This is a genomic window from Mycobacterium asiaticum (assembly GCF_001668675.1).
GTDB classification, from domain to species: domain Bacteria; phylum Actinomycetota; class Actinomycetes; order Mycobacteriales; family Mycobacteriaceae; genus Mycobacterium; species Mycobacterium asiaticum_D.
Window position 1 is genome coordinate 1 of the sequence record NZ_LZKQ01000099.1, and the last position, 21,290, is coordinate 21,290.

Below are 21,290 nucleotides of genomic sequence, written 5' to 3' on the forward strand. Positions count from 1 at the left end.
GCCGAGCAGGTTGGCTGCCGCCAATGCGCGCACACAGTCGCGCACCGCCGGACCGCCCTCGATGTTCTCGGCGATCGAGCAATTCATCTTCTCCGAAGAGGCGCGCCGGGCGGGTGCCCCAATTCCGCTGGTGACTCTCAACACCGTGGGCCCGACGTTGATGCAGCGCGGCACCGAGGAACAGAAGCAGAAGTTCCTGCCGGCGATCCTGGACGGCAGCGTCGAGTTCGCCATCGGTTATTCCGAGCCGGGAGCGGGCAGCGACCTGGCGTCGATCCGCACCACCGCGGTACGCGACGGTGACGAATACGTGATCAACGGCCAGAAGATGTTCACCAGTGGCGCGGCGTATGCGGACTACATCTGGCTGGCCGTGCGCACCGACCCGAATGTCAAGAAGCACAAGGGGATTTCGATCCTCATCGTGCCGACCTCCTCGCCCGGGTTCTCCTGGCAGCCACTGCACACCATGCCGGGCATCTCCACCTTCTACACCTTCTACGACAACGTGCGGGTTCCGGTCAGCGCGCTGGTCGGCGAGGAGAACCAGGGCTGGCAGTTGATCACCACCCAGCTGAACTTCGAGCGCGCCGCACTGGGCAACCTCGGCGCTCTCGAGCCGCTCTTCGAGAAGACCCTGCATTGGGCCACCACCACCGAGCTCGACGACGGCCGCGTCATCGACCAGCCGTGGGTCCAGCTCGCGCTCGCCCGGGTCGAGGCTCAGGTCGCCGCATACAAACTCGTCAATCTGCGGGTGAACGCGGCCATGACCAAAGGGGTGTTGAACATGGGTGAGGCGTCGGCGGCCAAAGTGTTCGGCACCGAACTCACCCAGCAGGTCGCCCGGCAGCTGCTGGAAGTGCTCGACGGCAATGGGGTGCGCAAGGGCGCGGACGCTCCCCTGCGCGGTGCGCTGGAAACGGCGTACCGGCAAGCGGTGATCAACACCTTCGGCGGCGGCGCCAACGAGATCCAGCGCGACATCATCGCCATGGCCGGGTTGGGCATGCCGCGCGCCCCCCGTGACCTGCGGGCCACCACGAAAGAGTAAGGAAGGCAAGGTAGATGACAGACACCGAGCTGCTGAGCAAGGTGCGTGCTCTCGTCGGGAAACCGACCGGCGGGAGCGGAAAGCCGTCGGTGGCACCGGATCCGGTCAACCAGCCGATGATCCGGCACTGGGCCTACGCGCTAGCCGACTTCAACCCGGTCTACATCGATCCGGAATACGCGGCGACGTCCCGGTTCGGTGGCATCGTCTCGCCGCCGGTGATGCTGCAGACGTGGACGATGCCTGCGCCCAAGCTCGAGGGCATCGGTGAGCGCGGTGGCGCGCCGATGGAGATCAAGTCGAACCCGACGGCGTTTCTCGACGAAGCCGGTTACACCAGCACGGTGGCCACCAACTCGGAATTCGAAATCGAACGCTACCCACGGCTGGGCGACGTGATCAGCTCGACGACGGTCTACGAGTCGGTATCCGACGAGAAGACCACGGCGCTGGGGACGGGGTTCTTTTTGACCTGGCTGACCACCTACACCGACCAGCACGGTGAAGTGCTGGGCCGCCAGCGTTTCCGGGTGCTCCGATTCAGGCCGGCGAAGTGATGGCCACGCGACTGCCTCCGACGATCAGTGCGGACACCAAGTTCTTCTGGGATGGTCTGCGCGAGAACAAACTTCTGATCCAGCAATGTGACGGCTGCGGCACGCTGCGCCATCCGCCCCGACCGATGTGCCCGCACTGCCGGTCCCTGGACTGGACGGCGATCGAGTCGAGCGGCCGGGGCACCGTGTACAGCTACGTGATGCCGCACCAGCCGCGGTTTCCGTTCTTCGACTATCCCTATGTCGTGGCGCTGATCGAACTCGAGGAGGGGGTTCGGCTGGTGTCCAACCTGACCGACATCGACCCGGCCGACATCACGGTCGGGATGCCGGTCGAGGTCTATTTCCAGACGTTCGACGGAGACCTTGTCCTGCACCAATTTCGGCCGCGCGGGTAGACACCATGGATTTCACGTTCACCGAAGAGCAGGAGACCATCGCCAAACTCGCCCGCGACCTGTTCGAACGCCGCGCCACCCCGGAGCGGCTCACCGAGCTGGAAGCCGGTGATGTGCGGTACGACCAGGCGTTGTGGAAGGAACTTGCCGCCGTCGACCTGCTCGGCACCGCATTGCCGGAATCGGTGGGCGGTAACGGCGGCGGGTTCGTCGAACTCGGCGTCCTGCTCGCCGAGGTCGGCTGGAGTGTGGCCCCGGTTCCCGCTTACGCCACGCTGGTGCTCGGCGCCGACCCGATCGCCCGGCACGGGACCGCCGAGCAGCAACGCCGGTTTCTGCCGGATGTCGTTGCCGGCAAACGTATCCTGACGGCCGCGCTGGCCGAGCCGGGCCGCTCGGACCCGACCCGCCCCGCGACCACCGCACGGCGCGACGGGCCGAACTGGCGGCTGGACGGGACCAAGGAGTTGGTGCCGGCCGCCCAACTCGCCGACACGGTGCTGATTCCGGCCCGCACCGGCGATGGCGACGTCGGACTGTTCCTGCTCGCGACCGACGCGAACGGCGTGGACATCCGTCCGGCCAAGACCACCCACCGCGACCCGCACGCCGACGTATCCCTGGATGGCGCAACGGTTTCCGATGAAGACCGGCTGGCCGGCGGGATCGACTCGCTGTACACGCGCGCGCTGATCGCCCTGTGCGCCATCCAGCTCGGCGTCGCGGATCGCGCGTTGCACATCGCGGCCCGCTACACCACCGAGCGCGAGCAGTTCGGCCGGCCGATCGGTAGCTTCCAGGCGGTACAGCAACGGATGGCCGACGCCTTCATCGACGTCGAGGCGATCCGGTGGACCACCTGGCATGCGGCGTGGCTCGTCGCCAACGGACGCCCGGCCGACCGGGCGGCGCGCATCGCGAAGTTCTGGGCCGGTGAGGCCGGCGCGCGAGTCGCGGCCACGGCTCAGCAGGTCCACGGCGGCATCGGCATCGACACCACCTATCCCCTGCACCGCTACTTCCTGTGGGCGAAATACAACGAACTCATCCTCGGTTCGGCGTCCCAGCAACTTGCCCATCTCGGCGCGACGTATTCGGAAGGACACGCATGACGACCACCGCCACCCCGACCCGGAAAACCCTGGCGTGGCATGATATCTCGGAGGGCGACGAGGTGACCCCGCTGGAGGTCGCGATCACCACCACGATGATCGTCGCGGGTGCGATCGCGTCGCGCGACTTCATGCCGGTACATCACGACCGCGACTACGCCAACAAACAGGGCTCGCCGAATCTGTTCATGAACATCCTGACCACCAACGGGTATTGCGTGCGGTTCCTCACCGACTGGGCGGGACCCGAAGCGATGGTCAAGAAACTGTCGATTCGCCTTGGCGTGCCGAGCTTTCCGGACGACCCACTGCGCTTCACCGGCTCGGTGACCGGTAAGACCGCGGGCACGGGTGGTGAGAATTTCGTCGAGGTCACGTTCCAGGGAGCCAACAGTCTCGGCAATCACGTCTCGGGCACCGCGGTGCTCAGCCTGCTCGACGAGACCTCGGAAGGGGGCCAGGCGTGAGCAGCACGCTGCCCGGCGCCGCAGCGATCGTCGGGATCGGTCAGACCGAGTTTTCCAAGGAATCCGGCCGCAGCGAACTGCAATTGGCCTGTGAGGCGGTCAGTGCCGCGCTCGACGACGCCGGGTTGCAGCCCAGCGACGTCGACGGCATGGTCACCTTCACCATGGACTCCAGCGACGAGATCGACATCGCGCGCAACGTAGGCATCGGTGACCTGAGCTTCTTCAGCCGGGTGCACCACGGCGGGGGCGGGGGGGCGGGCACCGTGGTGCACGCCGCGATGGCGGTCGCCACCGGTGTCGCGGACGTGGTGGTGTGCTGGCGTGCGTTCAACGAGCGTTCCGGTTTCCGGTTCGGCGGCAGCGGACGCACCAGCGCCGAAACGCCGTTGTTCATGGCGCATTACGCGCCGTTCGGGCTGATCACCCCAGCCGCGTGGGTTGCCATGCACGCGCAGCGCTACATGTCGACCTACGGCGTCACCAACGAGGACTTCGGACGGATCGCGGTGGTGGACCGTGCGCACGCGGCCCGCAATCCCGATGCGTGGTTCTACGAACGGCCGATCACGCTGGAAGACCACCAGAATTCACGGTGGATCATCGAACCGGTGTTGCGTCTGCTGGACTGCTGCCAGGAGAGCGACGGCGGCGTCGCACTGGTGGTGACCAGCGCCGAACGAGCTCGAGACCTTCGCCAGCCGCCGGCGATCATCACCGCCGCGGCCCAGGGCGCGGCCGCCAACGGTGAGATGATGACGAGCTACTACCGTGACGACATCACCGGGCTCCCCGAGATGGGTGTCGTGGCAGATCGGTTGTGGCGCGATTCGGGCCTCAAGCCCCAGGACATCCAAACCGCGTTCATCTATGACCATTTCACGCCGTTTGTGTTCACCCAACTGGAGGAACTCGGCTTCTGCGGGCGCGGCGAAGCCAAGGATTTCGCCACCGTCGAGCGACTGTCACTCGGCGGCGAGTTCCCGATCAACACCAACGGAGGATTGCTCGGTGAGGCCTACATCCACGGCATGAACGGCATCACCGAGGGTGTTCGTCAGGTGCGGGGCACTTCATACAACCAGGTGGAGAATGTCGAACACGTGCTGGTGACGTCCGGGACGGGTGTGCCCACCAGCGGGCTGATTCTGGCCAGATCCGACTAGGTTCGCTGATGACCCAGGCGACCTCCACCGAAACCCGTGAGCTCATCCTCGAGTCCGCTTATGCCTGCTTCCGCAAGCACGGGTTGCTCAAGACGACGATCGTCGATATCGCCCGCATGGCCAACGTCTCCCGCAGCACGATCTACGAATACTTCCGGGACAAGGGCGAGATCTTGGAGGCATGCGCCGAGCAGGCCTCCGAGCAGTTCTACCGGGAGATGTCCCGGGCCATGGACCGCGGCGGCTCACTGGAAGAAAAACTCTCAAACGCAGCGGTTTTCGTGACACAAGCACGACGGGCGATCGCGTCGGAAGAATACTTCGACGAGGATGCGATCAGCCTGCTGCTCACCAAGGACGCGGCCGTGCTGCTGCGGGAATGCATCGACTTCTTCGCGCCGTATCTTTCGGCGGCCAAGCTCACCGGCGAGGTCCGCAAGGATCTCGATGTGCAGGCAGCCGGTGAATGGTTCGCACGAATCCTGTTCTCGCTCTTCAGCACCCTGTCCCCGGTCCGGGACATGGACGACCCCGACGTGGTGGCCGAGTTCGTCAGTTCGTTTGTGGTGCGCGGCTTTGCCACTGAACGCGCGCGGCCGCGGCGGGCAACGTAGCGTTACGACCCGGCCAGGCCGTCGCTACCGAACAACCGCCCGCCCGATCCGCCGGCGCCGCCCGGCTGGGTGCCGCTGCCGTTGCCGCCGTTACCACCGTTGCCGATCAGCAGCGCGTTTCCGCCGCTGCCGCCGTTGTTGCCGTTAGCCCCAGCGGTACCGGCGTTGCCGCCACTGCCGCCATTGCCGTAGAGCAGCCCACCGTCGCCACCGCTACCGCCCGCTCCATTCACGTTGCCGCTGCCTCCGCCCGAGCCGCCGGCCCCGCCCGCACCGATGACCCAGGCGGCCCCGCCGAATCCACCGTTGCCGCCGTGCAATTGGCCGAACCCGCCGGCCCCGCCCGCACCGGCGTCGCCGATCACCCCGGCTCGGCCGCCGGAGCCACCCGCGCCGCCCATCTCGACAGTGCCTGTCCCGCCGGCACCGCCGTTTCCTCCGCCGCCATACAGCGACCCGCCCCCGCCGCCGCTGCCGCCCGCACCGCCCACATCGTTGCCGACGCCGCCGGCGCCGCCACCGCCACCCTTGCCGATCCACTGGGCCGAGCCGCCCTGACCGCCCAACCCGCCCTGCCTGCTGAACCCTTCGCCGCCCGCTCCGCCGGCACCGCCGTCGCCGATCAGCCCGCCACCGCCGCCGGCCCCGCCGGTTCCGCCGACGGTGTTCCCGAAACCGCCGGCCCCGCCGGCCCCACCGTTGCCGACAAACCCCGCCGCACCGCCGGCACCGCCCGCGCCGCCGTCGGTGACGATCGCTGCGCCACCCGCGCCGCCGGTACCGCCGTTGCCGTAGAACAGACCACCGAGGCCGCCGGATCCGCCGGACCCGCCGCCCCTGCCGCTCCCGCCAACCCCGCCGTTGCCGCCATGACCGAACAGAACCGCATCACCGCCGGCACCCGCGATGCCGCCGGAAACCGCTATCGAACCAATGCCGCCATTACCGCCGGCGCCGCCGTTGCCGTACAGGAGCCCGCCGCTGCCACCCCTGCCGCCGGCGGCCCCGGGGCCACCACCCCCGCCCGGCCCGCCGTTACCGATCAACCCGGCGCTACCACCATCGGTGCCGGCCACTCCCGCGGCCGTACTGGTGTACCCGGCGCCGCCACTGCCGTACAGAATCCCCCCGGCACCACCGGCCTGTCCCGGCATGGTCGCATTGGCCCCATCGCCGATCAGTGGGCGCCCGAGGATGAGTTGGGTCGGGGTGTTGATCGCGGCGAGCAACTGCTGCTGGAACATCTCAAGCGGGGATACGCTCGCGGCCTCGGCCCCCGCATAGGCGGCCGCCGCGGCGTTGAGCGCTTGCTGGAACTGTTGCCGAAACGCCTCGGCTTGCGCCGCGAGCGTCTGATAAGCCTTGCCCTGCACGGAGAACAGCGACGCGATGGCCACCGACACCTCGTCGGCAGCGGCCGCCAGTATCCGTGTCGTCGGGATGGCGGCCGCGGCATTGGCGGCGGTCAACCCCGATCCGATATCCGTCAATTCTCCGGCGGACGACGCCAATATCTCGGGCACAACCATCAGAGTCGACATCGCGGCCCTCCTCCACGGCCAGCACTATCGGCATCAAGCATAAGCTCGAAGGGCACGCAGGAAGAATCCCAAATTTGCTGGTCGCTCTGCCAAGCGCCGCATGAAATACCCGTACCATTCGGTGCCGAATGGCACGTACACCCGCATCTGATTGCCGTCGCCGGCCAGTCGGCGTTGCTCGTCCTCGCGGACGCCGTACAGCATTTGGTATTCGAATTCCGTTTGGCTGCGCCCAGATTCGCGAGCCAGGCGCGGGACGGTTTCGAGAATCAGCGGATCGTGCGAGGCGACCATCGGATACCCGCGACCGGCCATCAACACCTGCAGGCAGCTTAGGTAGGAGTCGGTGATGTCATCGCCGGCCCGGTCGGCCACCGATGCGGGTTCGTCATAGGCGCCCTTGCACAATCGCACCCTGGCTCCCACGGTGGCCAGCTCTTCGCAGTCGCCGCGGGTGCGCCGCAGGTAAGCCTGCAGCACCGTGCCGAGCCAGGGAAAGTCAACCCGCAGGTCACCGGAGATCGACAGCGTCGAGTCGGTCGTGGTGTGGTCTTCGGCGTCCACCGTCACCCAGACGCCTACCTGACTGGCCCGCTCGCAGATGGTGCGCGCGTTGTCCAGCGCAATCTTCTGGCCATCTCGATCGAGCGCCTGCCCCAGCGCCGAGAGCTTGACCGACACTTCCAGCGGCCGGACCCCGCCGGTTGGCGCGCCCGCACCCAGCGCGCCGAGCAGGTCCAGATAGGCCCGCACCGTGGCCGCGGCGTCCTCGACATCGTTCACGTTCTCACCCAGGTAATCGACACTGACAAACAGGCCCGACTCCCGCAGCGCTGCAACAACATTGAGCACGTCGCCGATAGTCTCCCCGGGCACGAACCGGTGCACCACCCGGCGGGTGACGCTCGACCGCTGCAGTGCCCGGCGCAACCCGTCGGCCCGGCCGGCAGCGAGCAGCGCCGGCCGTACTGTGTGCGCGAACAGGCCGCTCATCACTCGGCCGCCATGTGCGGATACCTGTGGTCGGTGGCCGGCACGAACGTCTCCTTGATGGTGCGCGCCGACGTCCATCGCAGCAGGTTCAGAAGTGAGCCTGCCTTGTCGTTGGTGCCGGATCCGCGTGAGCCACCGAACGGTTGACGCCCGACCACCGCCCCGGTGGGCTTGTCGTTGATATAGAAGTTGCCCGCCGCGAACCGCAGTCGCTCTAGCGCGGTGTGGATGGCCGCGCGGTCGTCGGCGATCACCGCTCCGGTCAGCGCGTACCGCGAACCGGTGTCGACCAGATCGAGGATCCGCTCGTACTGGTCATCCGGGTAGATGTGCAGTGCCAGCACCGGACCGAAATACTCGGTGGCGAACGCCTCGTCGGTGGGGTCGTCCGACAATAGCACGGTGGGCCGCACGAAATACCCTTCACTGTCGTCGTATTCGCCGCCGACCGCGATGGTGATGCCGGGCGCGCCTTTGGCCCGTTCGATGGCGTCGACATTCTTGACGAAGGCGCGTCGATCGATCAGCGCACCGCCGAAGTTCGACAGGTCCGTGACGTCACCGTAGCTGAGTTCTGCTGCCGTGCTCAGGAATTCATCACCCATCCGCTGCCATACCGAGTGCGCGACGAAGGCTCGGGACGCGGCCGAGCACTTCTGGCCCTGGTAGTCGAAGGCGCCGCGAATCAGCGCGGTGCGCAACACATCCGGTCGCGCCGAGGCGTGCGCGACCACGAAGTCCTTGCCGCCCGTCTCGCCGACGAGCCGGGGGTAACTCTGGTAATGACCGATATTGGCACCGACCTGACGCCACAGGTGCTGGAAGGTGGCGGTCGACCCGGTGAAGTGGATGCCGGCAAACCGTGCGTCATTTAGCGCCACATCCGAGACCGTCAGACCGTCGCCGGTGAGCATGTTGATCACACCAGGCGGCAATCCGGCGGCCTCGAGCAACTGCATTGTCAGGTAAGCCGCCAGAGTCTGCGTGATCGACGGCTTCCACAGCACGGTGTTGCCCATCAGCGCCGGTGCCGTCGGCAGGTTGGCGGCGATCGACGTGAAGTTGAACGGGGTGATCGCGTACACGAAGCCGTCCAACGGCCGGTAGTCACTGCGGTTCCATTCCCCCGGGCCGCTGATCGGCTGCTGCGCCAGGACCTGGCGGGCGAAGGCGACGTTGAACCGCCAGAAGTCGATCTGTTCGCAGGGCGCGTCGATCTCGGCCTGGTACACCGACTTGGACTGGCCGAGCATCGTTGCGGCTGCGATCTTCTCCCGCCACGGCCCGGCGAGCAGATCGGCCGCCCGCAGGAACACCGCGGCGCGTTCCTCGAACGGCGTGGCGGACCAGTCGGCCTTCGCCGCCATCGCCGCCTCGACGGCGGCAGACGCGTCGGCGTGCACAGCGTTGGTCAGGGTCCCCAACTTCGCCGCATGCCGGTGCGGCTGAACCACGTCGATCCGTTGCCCTTCGCCTATGACGTGCCGTCCACCGATGACGTGCGGCAGGTCGATCGGATTCTCGGCCAGCGCTGCCAGCTCGCTGCGCAGTCGGTCGCGTTCGGGCGAGCGCGGCGCATAGTCGTGCACCGGTTCGTTGACCGGCATCGGCACCTTGATGATCGCGTCCATATGGCCAGGATCCGCTGGTAAGGTCCCGGAGCCGTTAGCTGATCCGACAATATGCACTACCCGTCCTAGTAGAATCCGACAACATGGCCCAGCCCGGTGTCAGCCTCGGGAGACTGCTGCTGGCCCTCGACGCAACGATGGTGAGGCTGGTCGAGGCGCCTCGCGGCCTGGACCTGCCGGTTGCATCGGTGGCCCTGATCGACTCGGACGACGTGCGGTTGGGTTTGGCGGCCGCGGCCGGCTCGGCCGACGCCTTCTTTTTGTTGGGGGTCTCGCAGGCCGAGGCGTTGCGCTGGATCGGAAAACAGGTCGACGCCCCGGTCGCCGTGTTCGCCAAGGAACCGTCGGAGGCGCTGACGGCAGCGGTGGTTCAGGCCGGGTCCGCGGTGGTCGCGGTGGAACCGCAGGCCCGCTGGGAGCGGGTATACCAGCTGGTCAACCACGTACTCGCGCACCACGCGGGCGCCGATCCACAAGAGGAATCCGGCACCGACCTGTTCGGCCTGGCGCAGTCCCTGGCCGATCGAATCCACGGCATGGTGAGCATCGAGGACGCGCAGTCACATGTACTGGCCTACTCGGCTTCCAACGACGAAGCCGACGAACTTCGGCGGTTGTCGATTCTCGGTCGGGCCGGGCCGCCCGAGCATTTGCAGTGGATCGGCCAGTGGGGCATCTTCGACGCGCTCCGAGCGAGCGACGAAGTGGTGCACGTCCCCGAACGGCCGGAACTGGGATTGCGGCCGCGCCTGGCCATCGGCATTCACCAGCCGGCCGAGGGTCCGCGGCGCTCGCCAGTGTTCATGGGCACGATCTGGGTGCAACAGGGACTGCAGCCGCTGGCCGCCGACGCCTACGAGATGCTGCGGGGCGCGGCGGTGCTGGCCGCGCGAATCATGGCCCGGCTCGCCGCCAGGCCGTCGACGCATGCCCGACGGGTGCAACAACTGTTCGGCCTGCGCGAGGACGATGCCGTCGACATCTCCGCTATCGCACGCGACCTCGGTTTGGGCATAGAGGCAACCGGTGCGCTCGTCGGCTGGGACTCGACGGCGAGCAATGCTCGACTGACCGATGCTTTGGCGCTGAGCGCGAGCGCATTTCGCCGGGACGCCCAGATCGCATCGAGCCGTTCCAGGATCTATGTGCTACTGCCCCAGGTGACCTCGAGCCGGTCGCTGCACTCCTGGGTCCGCGGCACCATCGCCGCCCTGCACTCCGAATTGGGTGCGCAATTGCGCGCGGTGATCGCTACCCCGATCGACGGACTGGCGGCGGTCGCCGGGGCGCGCGTCGAGGTGGACCGGGTACTGGACAGCGCCGCACGCCATCCGGTTTCCATCAGGCAGGTCACCTCGCTGACCGAAGCGCGGACCACCGTCCTGCTGGAGGAGATCGTCACGCTGATCGGCAATCATCCCCGGCTCGTCGACCCGCGGATACGCGAGTTGCGCGAACGGGATCCGGCGCTGGCCGAAACGCTGCGGCTCTACCTGGACAGCTTCGGGGACGTCGCCACGGCCGCGCAGGCGTTGCAGGTACATCCCAACACGGTGCGCTACCGGATCCGGCGCATCGAAAAGCATTTGGCGACTTCTTTGGCGAATCCCGATGTGCGGTTACTGTTTTCGCTCGGCCTGCGGGTTGATGTCGACTAGTGCGAAGGTACGGACCCGGCCGGGCACCGACGCGTGGCACATGGACAGCAGCGGCTCGGACATCTCTTCGACCAGAACGACTTCCACCGGCCCGGCTTCGCCCGCGAGCAACACCCGGATCTGGTGTTCGCCGCGCTGGACACCGAGCGGTGACAACGCGGCGATGCGGTCCTCTCCGGACGCCGCCCGCACAAAGTACTGCGCGGCCTGAACCGCGTGCGGCAGGCTGGTGCGTCCCCGCAGAAACCTGTTGTCCAGTCGCCCGTCGAAGTACAGTCGGACAAGTCCGGCGGCATCGGTCGAGTCGACCCGCCCGTAGCACAACCCCTCAGGCAGCACCAGCATGGTTGCGGCGAACCGGTCACCGCCCAGATGGGAACACTCCCAGGTCAATTCGGGATATTCCGCGGCGATCGCGGCGGTCGCGGCGCGACCACGAACCGCGCAGCACTGATCGTGCTTGCCATGGGCACAGACCGCGATCAGCGGAGTCGTGGAAGGCCGGCCATCGGAACCGTCGAGCGCGATGTCGAGATACTCCTGCGGCCCGCTGACCTCGCCGTGATGCAACTCCTCCGCACCCTCGTCCGACCGCGCCAGGAACCAGCGCCATCGGGGCTGCGCGGCACGGCGGCCGGGCCTGCGTATCGCGGCGACCCGCATCCCCGCCGCCTCGACGCGGCGGGCGATCGCCCGGCCCAATTTCGGATCGAGGGTCGTCTCGGAATTCAGAAACGCCGAATGTCCCCAGGCGCCCGGTATTTCGAACATGGCCCACGCATGCCCGGCCGATGCTGTGCCATACATCGCGTCGTTGCGAGCCAGCGATTGGTCACTGCACGGGGAACGCTTCCCAGCGGCCATTCCCGCTCATTCCCGGCCGGGCGCGGGTGATACGACGGCCTCGCGCAGCAACCGCCGAATCAGCACCGTCGCGTCGTCACGGTCCAGACCAGGTGTGGAACCCGCCGCGATGGTCGCTCCCTCGCGCAGCGCCCGGATCCCTGGCGCGCACGACTGCGGGAAGCTCATCGTCCGGTCCGGGAGGCGCAGAACCACACGGCCGCCGTCGTTTTCGATCGTTCCGGCCAGCCCGCGCCGCCACCGAACCGGTGTAATGCCGGCCGAGTCCGCCGCCGCCAGGGCGGCCAGCGGTCGGACCGGGTCCGGCCGGGTGCGCTGCGCGTGCCGCCGTGTCAGCCGGGTTGCCGCTTGCTCGCCGATCTCGGTCGCGTTGTGGCGCATCGACTCAGCCACCTCTGCCATGACTTTGGTTGCCAGTGCTGCCATTTCGTCGCGGTCGGTGGGATCGGCCCCCAGCGGCAAGGACTCACGGAACTCGCTGGAGGTGGCCAGGGCGTCCACCACCGCCTGCATCACGTCCAGCCGCGTCACCGGCGCGACGCCCACGGTGAGATGGATCGTCGTCGAATCCGTCGAGTGCGCCGAATGCACCCAGCCCCGCGGCAGATACAGCGCGTCGCCGGCGGCCAGCACGGTGTCGATGACCGGCTCGCCGGCGGCGCGTTCGGCGATCGCCGCGCGGTGGTCGGTCCACGGCTGCGACGGCAGCGGGTCCGGATGCACGGGCTCGTGCACGACCCACCGCTTCTCCCCCGCGATCTGCAGCACGAAGACGTCGTGCACGTCGTAGTGCGGATCGAATCCGCGGCTGTTCGGCGGCGTGATGTAGGCGTTGGCCTGGACCGGGTGACCCAGGTCGTCGACCATGCCGCGGACGAAGTCGATGACGGGCGGCCACAGGCGGTGCAACCCCTGCAGCACGATCGTGGCGCCGGCCGCGAACTGGGTCAGCACCTTCGCCGAGTCCACCTGGTCGGGCATCTCGGCGCCGAATCCACCCGGGCCGAGATAACAGTCCCGCGCCAGCAGGTCGCCGCGTTTGGCCATCCGAATGAACGGTGCTCTGACCCCCCGTTCGGCGATCAGCTCATCCACCGCCGCCGGGGAGAGCAGGTCGCTGAAGTCCCGGGGCAGGGCGCCGGCCCGGCTGAGCAACGGCCGGCGCCCCCAGTGTTCAGCGGCGAACGATTCGGGACCAGTGGCGACGCAGCGAGTCAGCATCGCCGATCGTTCACGCCGTTCCGTCCGCACCGCCGTCGTGGCCCTCCGGGTTCGACCCGCCGTCGGCCGGGCCTTCGCCCGCGGTACCGTCCGCGCCGCCGTCGTGGCCCTCCGGGTTCGACCCGCCGTCAGCTGGGCCTTCGCCCGCCGAACCGTCCGCGCCGCCGTCGTGGCCCTCCGGGTTCGACCCGCCGTCGGCCAGTCCCTCCCCGCCGTTGCCCGTGGTGGTGATGTCCTCGTCGTCGAGTGGCATGGTGGTTCCCTTCGTTTCGGTGCGAGACTGCTGCCTCTACCTTGTTTCCCCCGGATTCGACGGCCAAACGGCGAAACACCGGCCGATTCCCGAATCTCTTACTGCCGCAAACATCGACGGTGGGGACGCACAGTCGGCAAGGGTTATCTTCAGCATGAGGCTAAGTGGCTGTGTTGCACACGTTTTCACTGCCGCTAGGCTGCGTGGGTGGCCGATCATCCGTCGTCGTACCTGGTGCTGGCATCGCAGCGCAGCGGCAGCACGCTGCTGGTGGAATCCCTGCGTGCCACCGGCGTGGCCGGCGAGCCGCAGGAGTTCTTCCAGTACCTGCCTACCACCAGCCAGTCCCCGCAGCCGCGGGAGTGGTTCGCCGACGTCGACGACGAGTCGATCCTGGCCCTCCTCGATCCACTGGACGAAGGAAAGCCCGACCTCGCACCGGCCGAGATCTGGCGGGACTACATCCGCACCGTGGGCCGCACCCCGAACGGCGTGTGGGGCGGCAAGCTGATGTGGAATCAAACGCCGCTGCTGCTGGAACGGGCGGCCGGCCTGCCCGATCGATCCGGTGACGGCCTGCTGTCCGCCATCCGCGACGTCGTCGGTGAGGACCCGCTGCTGATCCACATCCATCGCCCCGATGTGGTGTCGCAGGCGGTGTCGTTCTGGCGCGCCGTGCAGACCCGGGTGTGGCGGGGCCGGCCGGACCCGGTCCGCGATGCCCGTGCCACCTATCACGCCGGGGCGATCGCCCACGTCGTCAGGATGCTGCGCGCCCAGGAAGAAGGCTGGCGGAACTGGTTCGCTGAGGAGAAGGTCGAACCGATCGAAATCTCTTACCCGGTGTTGTGGCGCAACCTCACACAGGTGGTCGCCGACATCCTGGAGCGGCTGGGGCTCGACCCGCGCCTGGCACCCGAGCCGGTGTTACAGCGCCAGGCCGACCAACGTTCCGACGAGTGGGTGGACCGCTACCGGGCGGATGCGGAGAAGGAAGGATTACCGACATGACCGTCCAGGTTGAGACACGCCGCGTCGACGAACTGCGGCTGCTGGAAGCCGAGGCGGTGCACATCATCCGCGAAGTCGTCGCCGAACTGGAACGGCCCGTTCTGCTGTTCTCCGCGGGCAAGGACTCGATCGTGCTACTTCGCTTGGCGGAGAAGGCCTTTCGTCCGGTTCCGTTGCCGTTCCCGGTCATGCATGTCGACACCGGCCACAACTTCCCCGAAGTCATCGAGTTCCGCGACCGCCGGGTCACCGGCCAGGGCCACAAATTGATCGTCGCTTCCGTCCAGGAATCGATCGACAAGGGCCGGGTGCCGGACCCGGGTCCCAGCGCGTCACGCAACCGGGCACAGACCCGCACGCTGCTCGACGCACTGGAAGAGGGCGGCTTCGACGCGGCGTTCGGCGGTGCCCGTCGCGACGAGGAACGCGCCCGCGCCAAGGAACGGATTCTCAGTTTCCGCGACGAATTCGGCCAGTGGGACCCGCGTGCCCAGCGGCCCGAGCCGTGGACGCTGTACAACGGCCGGATCAAGAAGGGCGAGCAGGTCCGGGTGTTCCCGTTGAGCAACTGGACCGAGCTGGACATCTGGCGCTACATCGAGCTGGAAGACCTTGAGATACCGTCGATTTACTACGCGCACGAACGCGAGGTGTTCGAACGCGAGGGCATCCTGCTGGCGGTCTCCGAGTACGCCAGCCCTCAGGACGGCGAAACCGCCAACACCGAATGGGTGCGCTACCGCACCGTCGGCGACCTGACCATCACCGGAGCGGTGCGGTCCAAGGCCACCGATATCAGCGGTGTCATCCGGGAGATATCCGCGGCCACAGTGTCCGAGCGCGGCGAGACCCGGGCCGACGACCGCACGTCGGCGGCTGCGATGGAAGATCGTAAGCGAGAGGGCTACTTCTGATGACTGCCTCCGATCAGACCGAGAAAGCCGAGAAAATCGTCCACCCGAAGGGCGTGACGCGACAGCTGCTGCGCATCACCACCGCCGGTTCGGTGGACGACGGCAAGAGCACGCTCATCGGACGGCTCCTGCACGACACCGACAGCCTGCCGCTGGACCACCTGGAAGCGGTCACCGACGAAGAAGGGGTGGCCGACCTGGCCGCGCTCTCGGATGGGTTGCGCGCCGAACGCGAGCAGGGCATCACCATCGACGTCGCCTATCGCTTCTTCTCCACCGAGACCCGTAGCTACATCCTGGCCGACACACCCGGCCACGAGCGCTATACCCGCAACATGTTCACCGGCGCCTCCAACGCGCACGTGGCGATCCTGCTGGTCGACGCCCGGGCCGGGGTGCTGCGGCAGACCCGTCGGCATGCCCGCATCGCAAAGTTGTTGGGCATCAACCACTTTGTCGCGACCGTGAACAAGATCGACTTGGTCGACTTTGACGAAGGCGCGTACCGGAAGGTCGTGGACCAACTGGACCAGGTAGCCGGGCGCCTCGGCGAGGTCGACATCACCGTCATCCCGATCGCCGCCAAGCACGGTGACAACGTCGTGCACCGCTCCGATCGCACGCCGTGGTACGACGGCCCAACCCTGCTCGAGTATCTGGAAGGCGTCGAGTTGGCCGCACCACAGGCCGAGGCCTCGCGGCTGCGGCTGCCGGTGCAGTGGGTCTCGCGGCCCACCGACAACGTGCGCCGCCGCTACACCGGACGGCTCGCTGCCGGCACCCTCAGCGTCGGCGATTCGGTGGTGTCGCTGCCGGCCGGTACCCGCTCGGAAGTGACGGCCCTAGACACGCTGGACGACGAGCGCACGACTGCCGTTGCGCCGCTGTCTGTTTCGATCGAGCTGGCGGACGACATCGACGTGGGTCGCGGCGATGTGTTCGTCAGTGGGGCCGAGGACGCCGCGCTGCCGGTGCTGGCGCGCGAAATCGACGCCAACGTGTGCTGGTTCATCGACTCGCCGCTGCGCGCCGGTGACCGGTTGGCGCTGAAGCAGACCACGAAGACCGTGCGGGCGACCGTCCAGGAGCTGCACTCGCGGCTGGATCCCGAGACACTCGACGAGTTGGATCAGCCGGTCGAGTTGACGCTCAACGACATTGGCACGGTGACGCTTCGGACCAGCTCGGTGATCATCGCGGACCCCTACGACGACAACCGCGACAGCGGCTCGTTCATCCTGATCGATGAGACCAGCAACGACACCGTCGGCGCCGGCACCATCATCGAGGCGCGCGAGGTCAAGCCGGGCACGCATGCCCGCAGCGACATTCGTTGGCATCCCTCCGCGTTGGACCGCAAGCACCGCTGGCAGGCCACCGGGCAGCCGGGTGCCACCATCTGGTTCACCGGCTTGCCCGCGTCCGGCAAATCGACGGTCGCGGTCGCGGTGGAGCGCGCGCTGGTGGAATCCGGCCGGATGGCTTACCTACTGGACGGCGACAACCTGCGGCACGGCCTGTCCGACGACTTGGGCTTCTCCCCCGGTGACCGCACCGAAAATATTAGGCGGGTAGGACATTTGACCCGGTTGCTGGCAGACGCCGGTGTGGTGGCGCTGGCGTCCCTGGTCTCACCGCTGAAGTCGGATCGGGAGACCGCGCGGGCCCTCAACGACGCCGCCAAGCTGCCGTTCATCGAGGTGCACGTCGCCACGTCATTGCAAGAGTGCGAAAAGCGGGACCCGAAAGGACTTTACGCGCGGGCCCGCAGGGGTGAGCTGAAGGGCCTGACCGGCGTGGACGCACCCTATGAGCCGCCGGACGAGCCGGATCTCGTGCTGGACACCACCGGTGCCGACATCGACGAACTCGCGGCGAAGGTGATCGAGTTGCTCAACGAGCGCAGTCCGCGGCCCGGGAACTAGATTCAGCGCGATCCAATTGCTTGGTCTGATTGGGCTGGCACGAAACCATTCTGGGAATGCATAGGGTTTCACTGGACTGGTGGGCGACCCTGCTCGCCGGGTTGGTCGTGGTGCTGGCGGTGGCCGACGTGCTGCCCCGGATCCCGTGGTGAGCGACGTCGGCGTAGCGGCCGACGACACGACGACCGAGGACGCGTTCACCAGTCGTCGGCCATTGGATTATGTCCCGGGCATCCTGCTCCTGATCGGCGTCGGGGTGCTGGGCAAGTACGCCCAGATCTGGTGGAATGCGCTGGCCAAGCGGCAGCACTGGACCGTGCCGGACATCGAGTACGTCCTGTGGGCCATCCTGATCGGCCTGCTGATCGCCAACACCGTTGGGCTGCACCGGATATTCCGGCCGGGGGTGCTGACCTACGAGTTCTGGCTGAAAATCGGGATCGTGCTGCTGGGTTCGCGCTTCGTGCTCGGCGACATCGCCAAACTGGGCGGGGCCAGCCTGGCGCAGATCTTGGTCGACATGACGATCGCGGGCACCATCATCCTGCTCGCGGCTCGCGGGTTCGGGTTGTCCGGCAAGCTCGGCTCGCTGCTGGCGATCGGGACCTCCATCTGCGGGGTATCGGCCATCGTCGCCGCCAGAGGCGTGATCCGCGCCCGCAACTCCGACGTCAGCTACGCGATTGCCGCGATCCTGGCGTTGGGCGCGGTGGCGCTGTTCGCCCTGCCACCGCTCGGGCACCTGATCGGGCTCAACGACTACGAATTCGGTTTGTGGGCAGGCTTATCGGTGGACAACACCGCCGAGACGACCGCCACCGGTTACCTGTACTCCGAGCAGGCCGGCAAGATCGCCGTGCTGGTCAAGTCGACGCGGAACGCGCTGATCGGCTTCGTCGTGCTGGGTTTCGCGTTGTACTGGGCTGCCCGCGGGCAGGCCGATGAGATCGCGCCGGGCGCACGTGCCAAGGCGGCGTTCATCTGGGAGAAGTTCCCCAAGTTCGTGTTGGGCTTCCTCGCCGTCTCGGCGATCGCGACGCTGGGCTGGTTGAGCAAGGGGCAGACCACCAGTTTGGCCAACGTGTCGAAATGGGCGTTCCTGTTGACCTTCGCCGGGGTCGGACTGAATACCGACATCCGCCAGATCACCCGAACCGGTTGGCGCCCACTGCTCGTGGCGATCGTTGGTCTGGTCGTCGTGGCGACGGTTTCGCTGGGGCTGGTTCTGCTGACGTCCCGCCTACTTCATTGGGGTGTCGCCGTTTAGCATTTTCTCTAGTGATTCGGCCAGGGATCGTGCGATGCTTTTGCCGTGTCCTCGCTGTTTGCGGCGCCGGAATTGATGGCGGTGGCGGCCACGGATTTGGCGGCCATCGGTTCGACGCTCCGCGCCGCGCACGAGGCCGCGGCCGCCCCCCTGGCAGTTCCGCCGGCCGCGGCCGACGAGGTGTCGGCGGGTATCGCGCAACTGTTCTATGAGCATGCCCAGGAATACCAAGGGCTGGCCGGTCAGGTAGAGGCGTTCCATGACCGGTTCGTGCAGCAATTGAGTGGCAGCGCAACGGCTTACGCGAGCGCCGAAGACGCAAACTTTGCTTTTCTGCAACCGCTGGAAGCGTTTGTGACCTCGGTGTCTCGTGCCGTCTCCGGGGCGATCGACGCCGCGATAAACCAATTCGTTGACTTCGGTTCGTACCTGTTGTCGCTTGCGTTCCGGCCCATCTTCTACGCGCTGCTGGGACCCATTCTCGATCTGTATGCGCACGTGGTGGTGCTGGCGCTGTATGCAGCCTTGTATGGGGCGCTCACCGGGGCATGAACGCGCAAACTTCCCTGCCGGATCAGACCCGTTCCATGTAGAAGTAGGCGTAGCGACCATTGTCAAGGGCGTTCTTGCCGTTCATGATCCCCATCACGGCGTGGTCGTCGATCTTCTTGAAGTGGTCGTGCACGGGCTGCCGGTCGAAGATCATCGTCGCTGTTACCTCGCCGCGGAATTCCTCCATCCAGAGGCTGCCTTCGCCGTTTTCGGTGTTGAAGTACTTGTTGCCATCGGCGTCGAGGCAGACCAGCGGCTGCGCGTCTGTAGCGGAGTTGAAGGTCTTGCCGAACCAGTTGATCTGGGCCAGAGTTCCGTTCTCCCGGTGGCCGGTGTCGAACTCACCGCCTTGCCATTCGCCGATCATGAAGTCGATGGTGGTCGGCTCCAACGAAGCCCAGAATTCGTCGAGGACCACGTCGGGGATCAGCATCCGCTGCGGCCCGGTGACCAGGCGCTGTGCGGCGCGGTCCTTGAGCTCGATGAATTTCTTGCGGGCCGCGCAGGCCGCCGTTTCGTGCGTTTGGTTGGTGATGGTTGAGATGTTCATGGCAACGAGTGTTGATCCGGGGCGGCCGTCGCACTAGCGGAAATGTCGTTGTAGGGATACAAGTGAACCGCCCCGGCATGTCCGGAGACTCCGTTTGTTGGGAAGGATGGAGTCATGCCGGGAGATTCATCGAAGCGGTACCCGCCGGAGTTGCGGGAGCGGGCGGTGCGGATGGTCGCTGAGATCAGTGATCAGCACGAATCGGAGTGGGCGGCGATGGGTGAGGTCGCGCGGTTACTGGGGGTCGGCACGGCCGAGACGGTGTGCAAGTGGGTGCGCCAGGCTCAGATCGATGCCGGGGCCCGCGCGGGAACCACGACTGAGGAATCCGCCGAGCTCAAGAAGTTGCGGCGGGAGAACGCTGAACTGCGAAGAGCGAACGCTATTTTGAAGACGGCGTCGGCTTTCTTCGCGGCCGAACTGGACCGGCCACACCCCTAGTCTGTCGATTCATCGCTGAGCATCAGGGCCGCCGGGATGGCGCTGATGGTTTGCGGTGGGGTGTCCAGTCGATCTGCGCCGAGCTGGTCGGGCTCGGTGTGCAGATCGCCCCGTCGACGTATTACGAGTACTTCGAACGCCATCCCAGTCGGCGCGAGGTCCGTGACAACGAGCTCAAAGCCCACATCAACCGCGTTCACGCCGCTAACTACGGGGTCTACGGGGCGCGCAAGGTGTGGCTGGCGCTCAACCGTGAGGGCATCACGGTGGCCCGCTGCACGGTGGAGCGGTTGATGGCCGAATGCGGCCTGACCGGCGCGGTGCGCGGGAAAGCCAGACGCACCACGATCGCTGATCCCGGTGGTGCCCGCCCAGCGGATCTGGTGGGTCGCCAGTTCGGCCCGGTAGCGCCCAATCGACTCTGGGTGGCCGATCTGACGTATGTGTCGACCTGGTCAGGGTTCGCCTACGTCGCGTTCGTGACCGACGCCTACGCCCGGCGGATCCTGGGCTGGCGGGTGGCGGCCACCATGGCGACCACCCTGGTCCTCGATGCCATCGAGCAGGCGATCTGGACCCGCCACCGAGACGGTGTGATGGACTTAAAAGACGTTGTCCACCATACCGATAGGGGATCGCAATACACATCGATCCGATTCACCGAGCGCCTGGCCGAGGCCGGCATCCAACCCTCGGTCGGGGCGGTCGGCAGTTCCTATGACAACGCGCTGGCCGAGACTATCAACGGGCTGTACAAGACCGAGTTGATCAAACCAGCCAAGCCCTGGCGCACCATCGAGGACGTCGAGTTGGCGACCGCCCGCTGGGTCGACTTCTTCAATCACCGCCGCCTCCACCGATACTGCGCAGACATCCCGCCGGCCGAGCTTGAGACGGCCTACTACGCTCAACGCCAGAGGCCAGCCGCCGGCTGAGACCTCAAGTCAAAAAGTCTCCGGACTCCCCGGGGCGGTTCAAAGCCTGCTTTGTACGGTTGTTCGCTTTGTCCACAGTTGGGCTTTTATCCACAGATTGCGGTTTGGCCGGGGCTCCAACGGCGCCCCGTCACTAGCATCGAACCTATGTTCGACGGCGTGGATG

21 protein-coding genes are annotated in these 21,290 nt (G+C 66.8%); 14 read left to right on the top strand and 7 right to left on the bottom strand.

Annotated elements, in window-relative coordinates:
• The 7 genes from A9X01_RS08670 to A9X01_RS08700 all read left to right on the top strand — a co-directional run.
• Positions 1-1,054: acyl-CoA dehydrogenase family protein (locus tag A9X01_RS08670; protein ID WP_253849027.1), on the top strand; the 1,054-nt coding region annotated here is incomplete at its 5' end.
• 14 nt (positions 1,055-1,068) lie between these two features.
• Positions 1,069-1,611, top strand: a complete 543-nt coding sequence (locus A9X01_RS08675; RefSeq protein ID WP_065120348.1) for an FAS1-like dehydratase domain-containing protein — start codon at positions 1,069-1,071, stop codon at positions 1,609-1,611.
• Entirely contained in the window at positions 1,611-2,009 is a 399-nt protein-coding gene (locus A9X01_RS08680) for a Zn-ribbon domain-containing OB-fold protein (RefSeq protein ID WP_065120349.1), read from the top strand. The genes A9X01_RS08675 and A9X01_RS08680 overlap by 1 nt, the downstream gene beginning before the upstream one ends.
• Positions 2,010-2,014: 5 nt before the next feature.
• On the top strand, positions 2,015-3,121 hold the full coding sequence (locus A9X01_RS08685; RefSeq protein ID WP_065120350.1) for an acyl-CoA dehydrogenase family protein: 1,107 nt from the start codon (positions 2,015-2,017) through the stop codon (positions 3,119-3,121).
• On the top strand, positions 3,118-3,588 hold the full coding sequence (locus A9X01_RS08690) for a MaoC family dehydratase (protein ID WP_065120351.1): 471 nt from the start codon (positions 3,118-3,120) through the stop codon (positions 3,586-3,588). Before A9X01_RS08685 ends, A9X01_RS08690 begins: the two co-directional genes overlap by 4 nt.
• The gene (locus A9X01_RS08695; RefSeq protein ID WP_065120352.1) at positions 3,585-4,754 is read left to right on the top strand and encodes a lipid-transfer protein; all 1,170 of its coding nucleotides are present in this window, start codon (positions 3,585-3,587) and stop codon (positions 4,752-4,754) included. Before A9X01_RS08690 ends, A9X01_RS08695 begins: the two co-directional genes overlap by 4 nt.
• 5 nt (positions 4,755-4,759) lie before the next feature.
• A complete protein-coding gene (locus A9X01_RS08700; RefSeq protein WP_065120353.1) occupies positions 4,760-5,368 on the top strand; it encodes a TetR/AcrR family transcriptional regulator in 609 nt (202 codons plus the stop codon).
• A gap of 2 nt (positions 5,369-5,370) precedes the next feature.
• Here A9X01_RS08700 and A9X01_RS31815 read toward each other — a convergent pair whose 3' ends face one another.
• From A9X01_RS31815 to pruA, 3 genes are read right to left on the bottom strand one after another with little or no spacing between them, the layout of a single operon-like run.
• A complete protein-coding gene (locus tag A9X01_RS31815; RefSeq protein WP_065120354.1) occupies positions 5,371-6,909 on the bottom strand; it encodes a PE family protein in 1,539 nt (512 codons plus the stop codon).
• 33 nt (positions 6,910-6,942) lie between these two features.
• Entirely contained in the window at positions 6,943-7,902 is a 960-nt protein-coding gene (locus tag A9X01_RS08710; protein ID WP_065120355.1) for a proline dehydrogenase family protein, read from the bottom strand.
• A complete protein-coding gene (gene pruA / locus A9X01_RS08715; RefSeq protein WP_065120356.1) occupies positions 7,902-9,533 on the bottom strand; it encodes an L-glutamate gamma-semialdehyde dehydrogenase in 1,632 nt (543 codons plus the stop codon). Before pruA ends, A9X01_RS08710 begins: the two co-directional genes overlap by 1 nt.
• 83 nt (positions 9,534-9,616) lie before the next feature.
• Between pruA and A9X01_RS31820 the strand changes: the two genes are divergently transcribed.
• Positions 9,617-11,191, top strand: coding sequence for a PucR family transcriptional regulator (locus A9X01_RS31820; protein WP_065120357.1), 1,575 nt, complete (start codon positions 9,617-9,619; stop codon positions 11,189-11,191).
• On the opposite strand, the gene A9X01_RS08725 is transcribed toward A9X01_RS31820, so the two are convergent.
• From A9X01_RS08725 to A9X01_RS08735, 3 genes are read right to left on the bottom strand one after another with little or no spacing between them, the layout of a single operon-like run.
• Positions 11,153-12,055: a ferredoxin family protein gene (locus A9X01_RS08725; RefSeq protein WP_065120358.1), complete on the bottom strand. Its 903-nt coding sequence runs from the start codon at positions 12,053-12,055 to the stop codon at positions 11,153-11,155. The genes A9X01_RS31820 and A9X01_RS08725 overlap by 39 nt on opposite strands.
• A gap of 6 nt (positions 12,056-12,061) precedes the next feature.
• Positions 12,062-13,276 (bottom strand): cupin domain-containing protein, encoded by a 1,215-nt coding sequence (locus tag A9X01_RS08730; RefSeq protein ID WP_065120359.1) that lies wholly within the window; start codon positions 13,274-13,276, stop codon positions 12,062-12,064.
• A gap of 10 nt (positions 13,277-13,286) precedes the next feature.
• Positions 13,287-13,529 carry a hypothetical protein gene (locus A9X01_RS08735; RefSeq protein ID WP_036357535.1) on the bottom strand — a complete coding sequence of 81 codons (243 nt, stop codon included), beginning with the start codon at positions 13,527-13,529 and terminating at the stop codon, positions 13,287-13,289.
• A gap of 207 nt (positions 13,530-13,736) precedes the next feature.
• On the opposite strand from A9X01_RS08735, the gene stf0 reads away from it, so the two are divergent.
• From stf0 to A9X01_RS31825, 5 genes are all read left to right on the top strand, one after another.
• Entirely contained in the window at positions 13,737-14,540 is an 804-nt protein-coding gene (gene stf0 / locus A9X01_RS08740; RefSeq protein WP_065120360.1) for a trehalose 2-sulfotransferase, read from the top strand.
• Positions 14,537-15,454: a sulfate adenylyltransferase subunit CysD gene (gene cysD, locus A9X01_RS08745; RefSeq protein ID WP_065120361.1), complete on the top strand. Its 918-nt coding sequence runs from the start codon at positions 14,537-14,539 to the stop codon at positions 15,452-15,454. The genes stf0 and cysD overlap by 4 nt, the downstream gene beginning before the upstream one ends.
• Positions 15,454-17,379, top strand: coding sequence for an adenylyl-sulfate kinase (gene cysC / locus A9X01_RS08750; protein ID WP_065120362.1), 1,926 nt, complete (start codon positions 15,454-15,456; stop codon positions 17,377-17,379). Before cysD ends, cysC begins: the two co-directional genes overlap by 1 nt.
• A 148-nt stretch (positions 17,380-17,527) precedes the next feature.
• Complete coding sequence (locus tag A9X01_RS08755) at positions 17,528-18,646, top strand: YeiH family protein (protein ID WP_253849029.1); 1,119 nt, start codon at positions 17,528-17,530, stop codon at positions 18,644-18,646.
• 45 nt (positions 18,647-18,691) lie between these two features.
• A complete protein-coding gene (locus A9X01_RS31825) occupies positions 18,692-19,198 on the top strand; it encodes a PE family protein (protein WP_065120364.1) in 507 nt (168 codons plus the stop codon).
• 22 nt (positions 19,199-19,220) lie between these two features.
• Here A9X01_RS31825 and A9X01_RS08765 read toward each other — a convergent pair whose 3' ends face one another.
• Positions 19,221-19,748: a DUF4334 domain-containing protein gene (locus A9X01_RS08765; protein WP_081282276.1), complete on the bottom strand. Its 528-nt coding sequence runs from the start codon at positions 19,746-19,748 to the stop codon at positions 19,221-19,223.
• Between the two features lie 114 nt (positions 19,749-19,862).
• On the opposite strand from A9X01_RS08765, the gene A9X01_RS08775 reads away from it, so the two are divergent.
• Positions 19,863-21,124, top strand: a protein-coding gene (locus A9X01_RS08775) for an IS3 family transposase (protein WP_155771995.1) whose coding sequence is annotated in 2 segments (ribosomal slippage) — positions 19,863-20,151 and positions 20,151-21,124 — 1,263 coding nt in all. Because the reading frame shifts where the segments join, the coding sequence is not laid out codon by codon here.
• Positions 21,125-21,290: the final 166 nt, after the last annotated feature.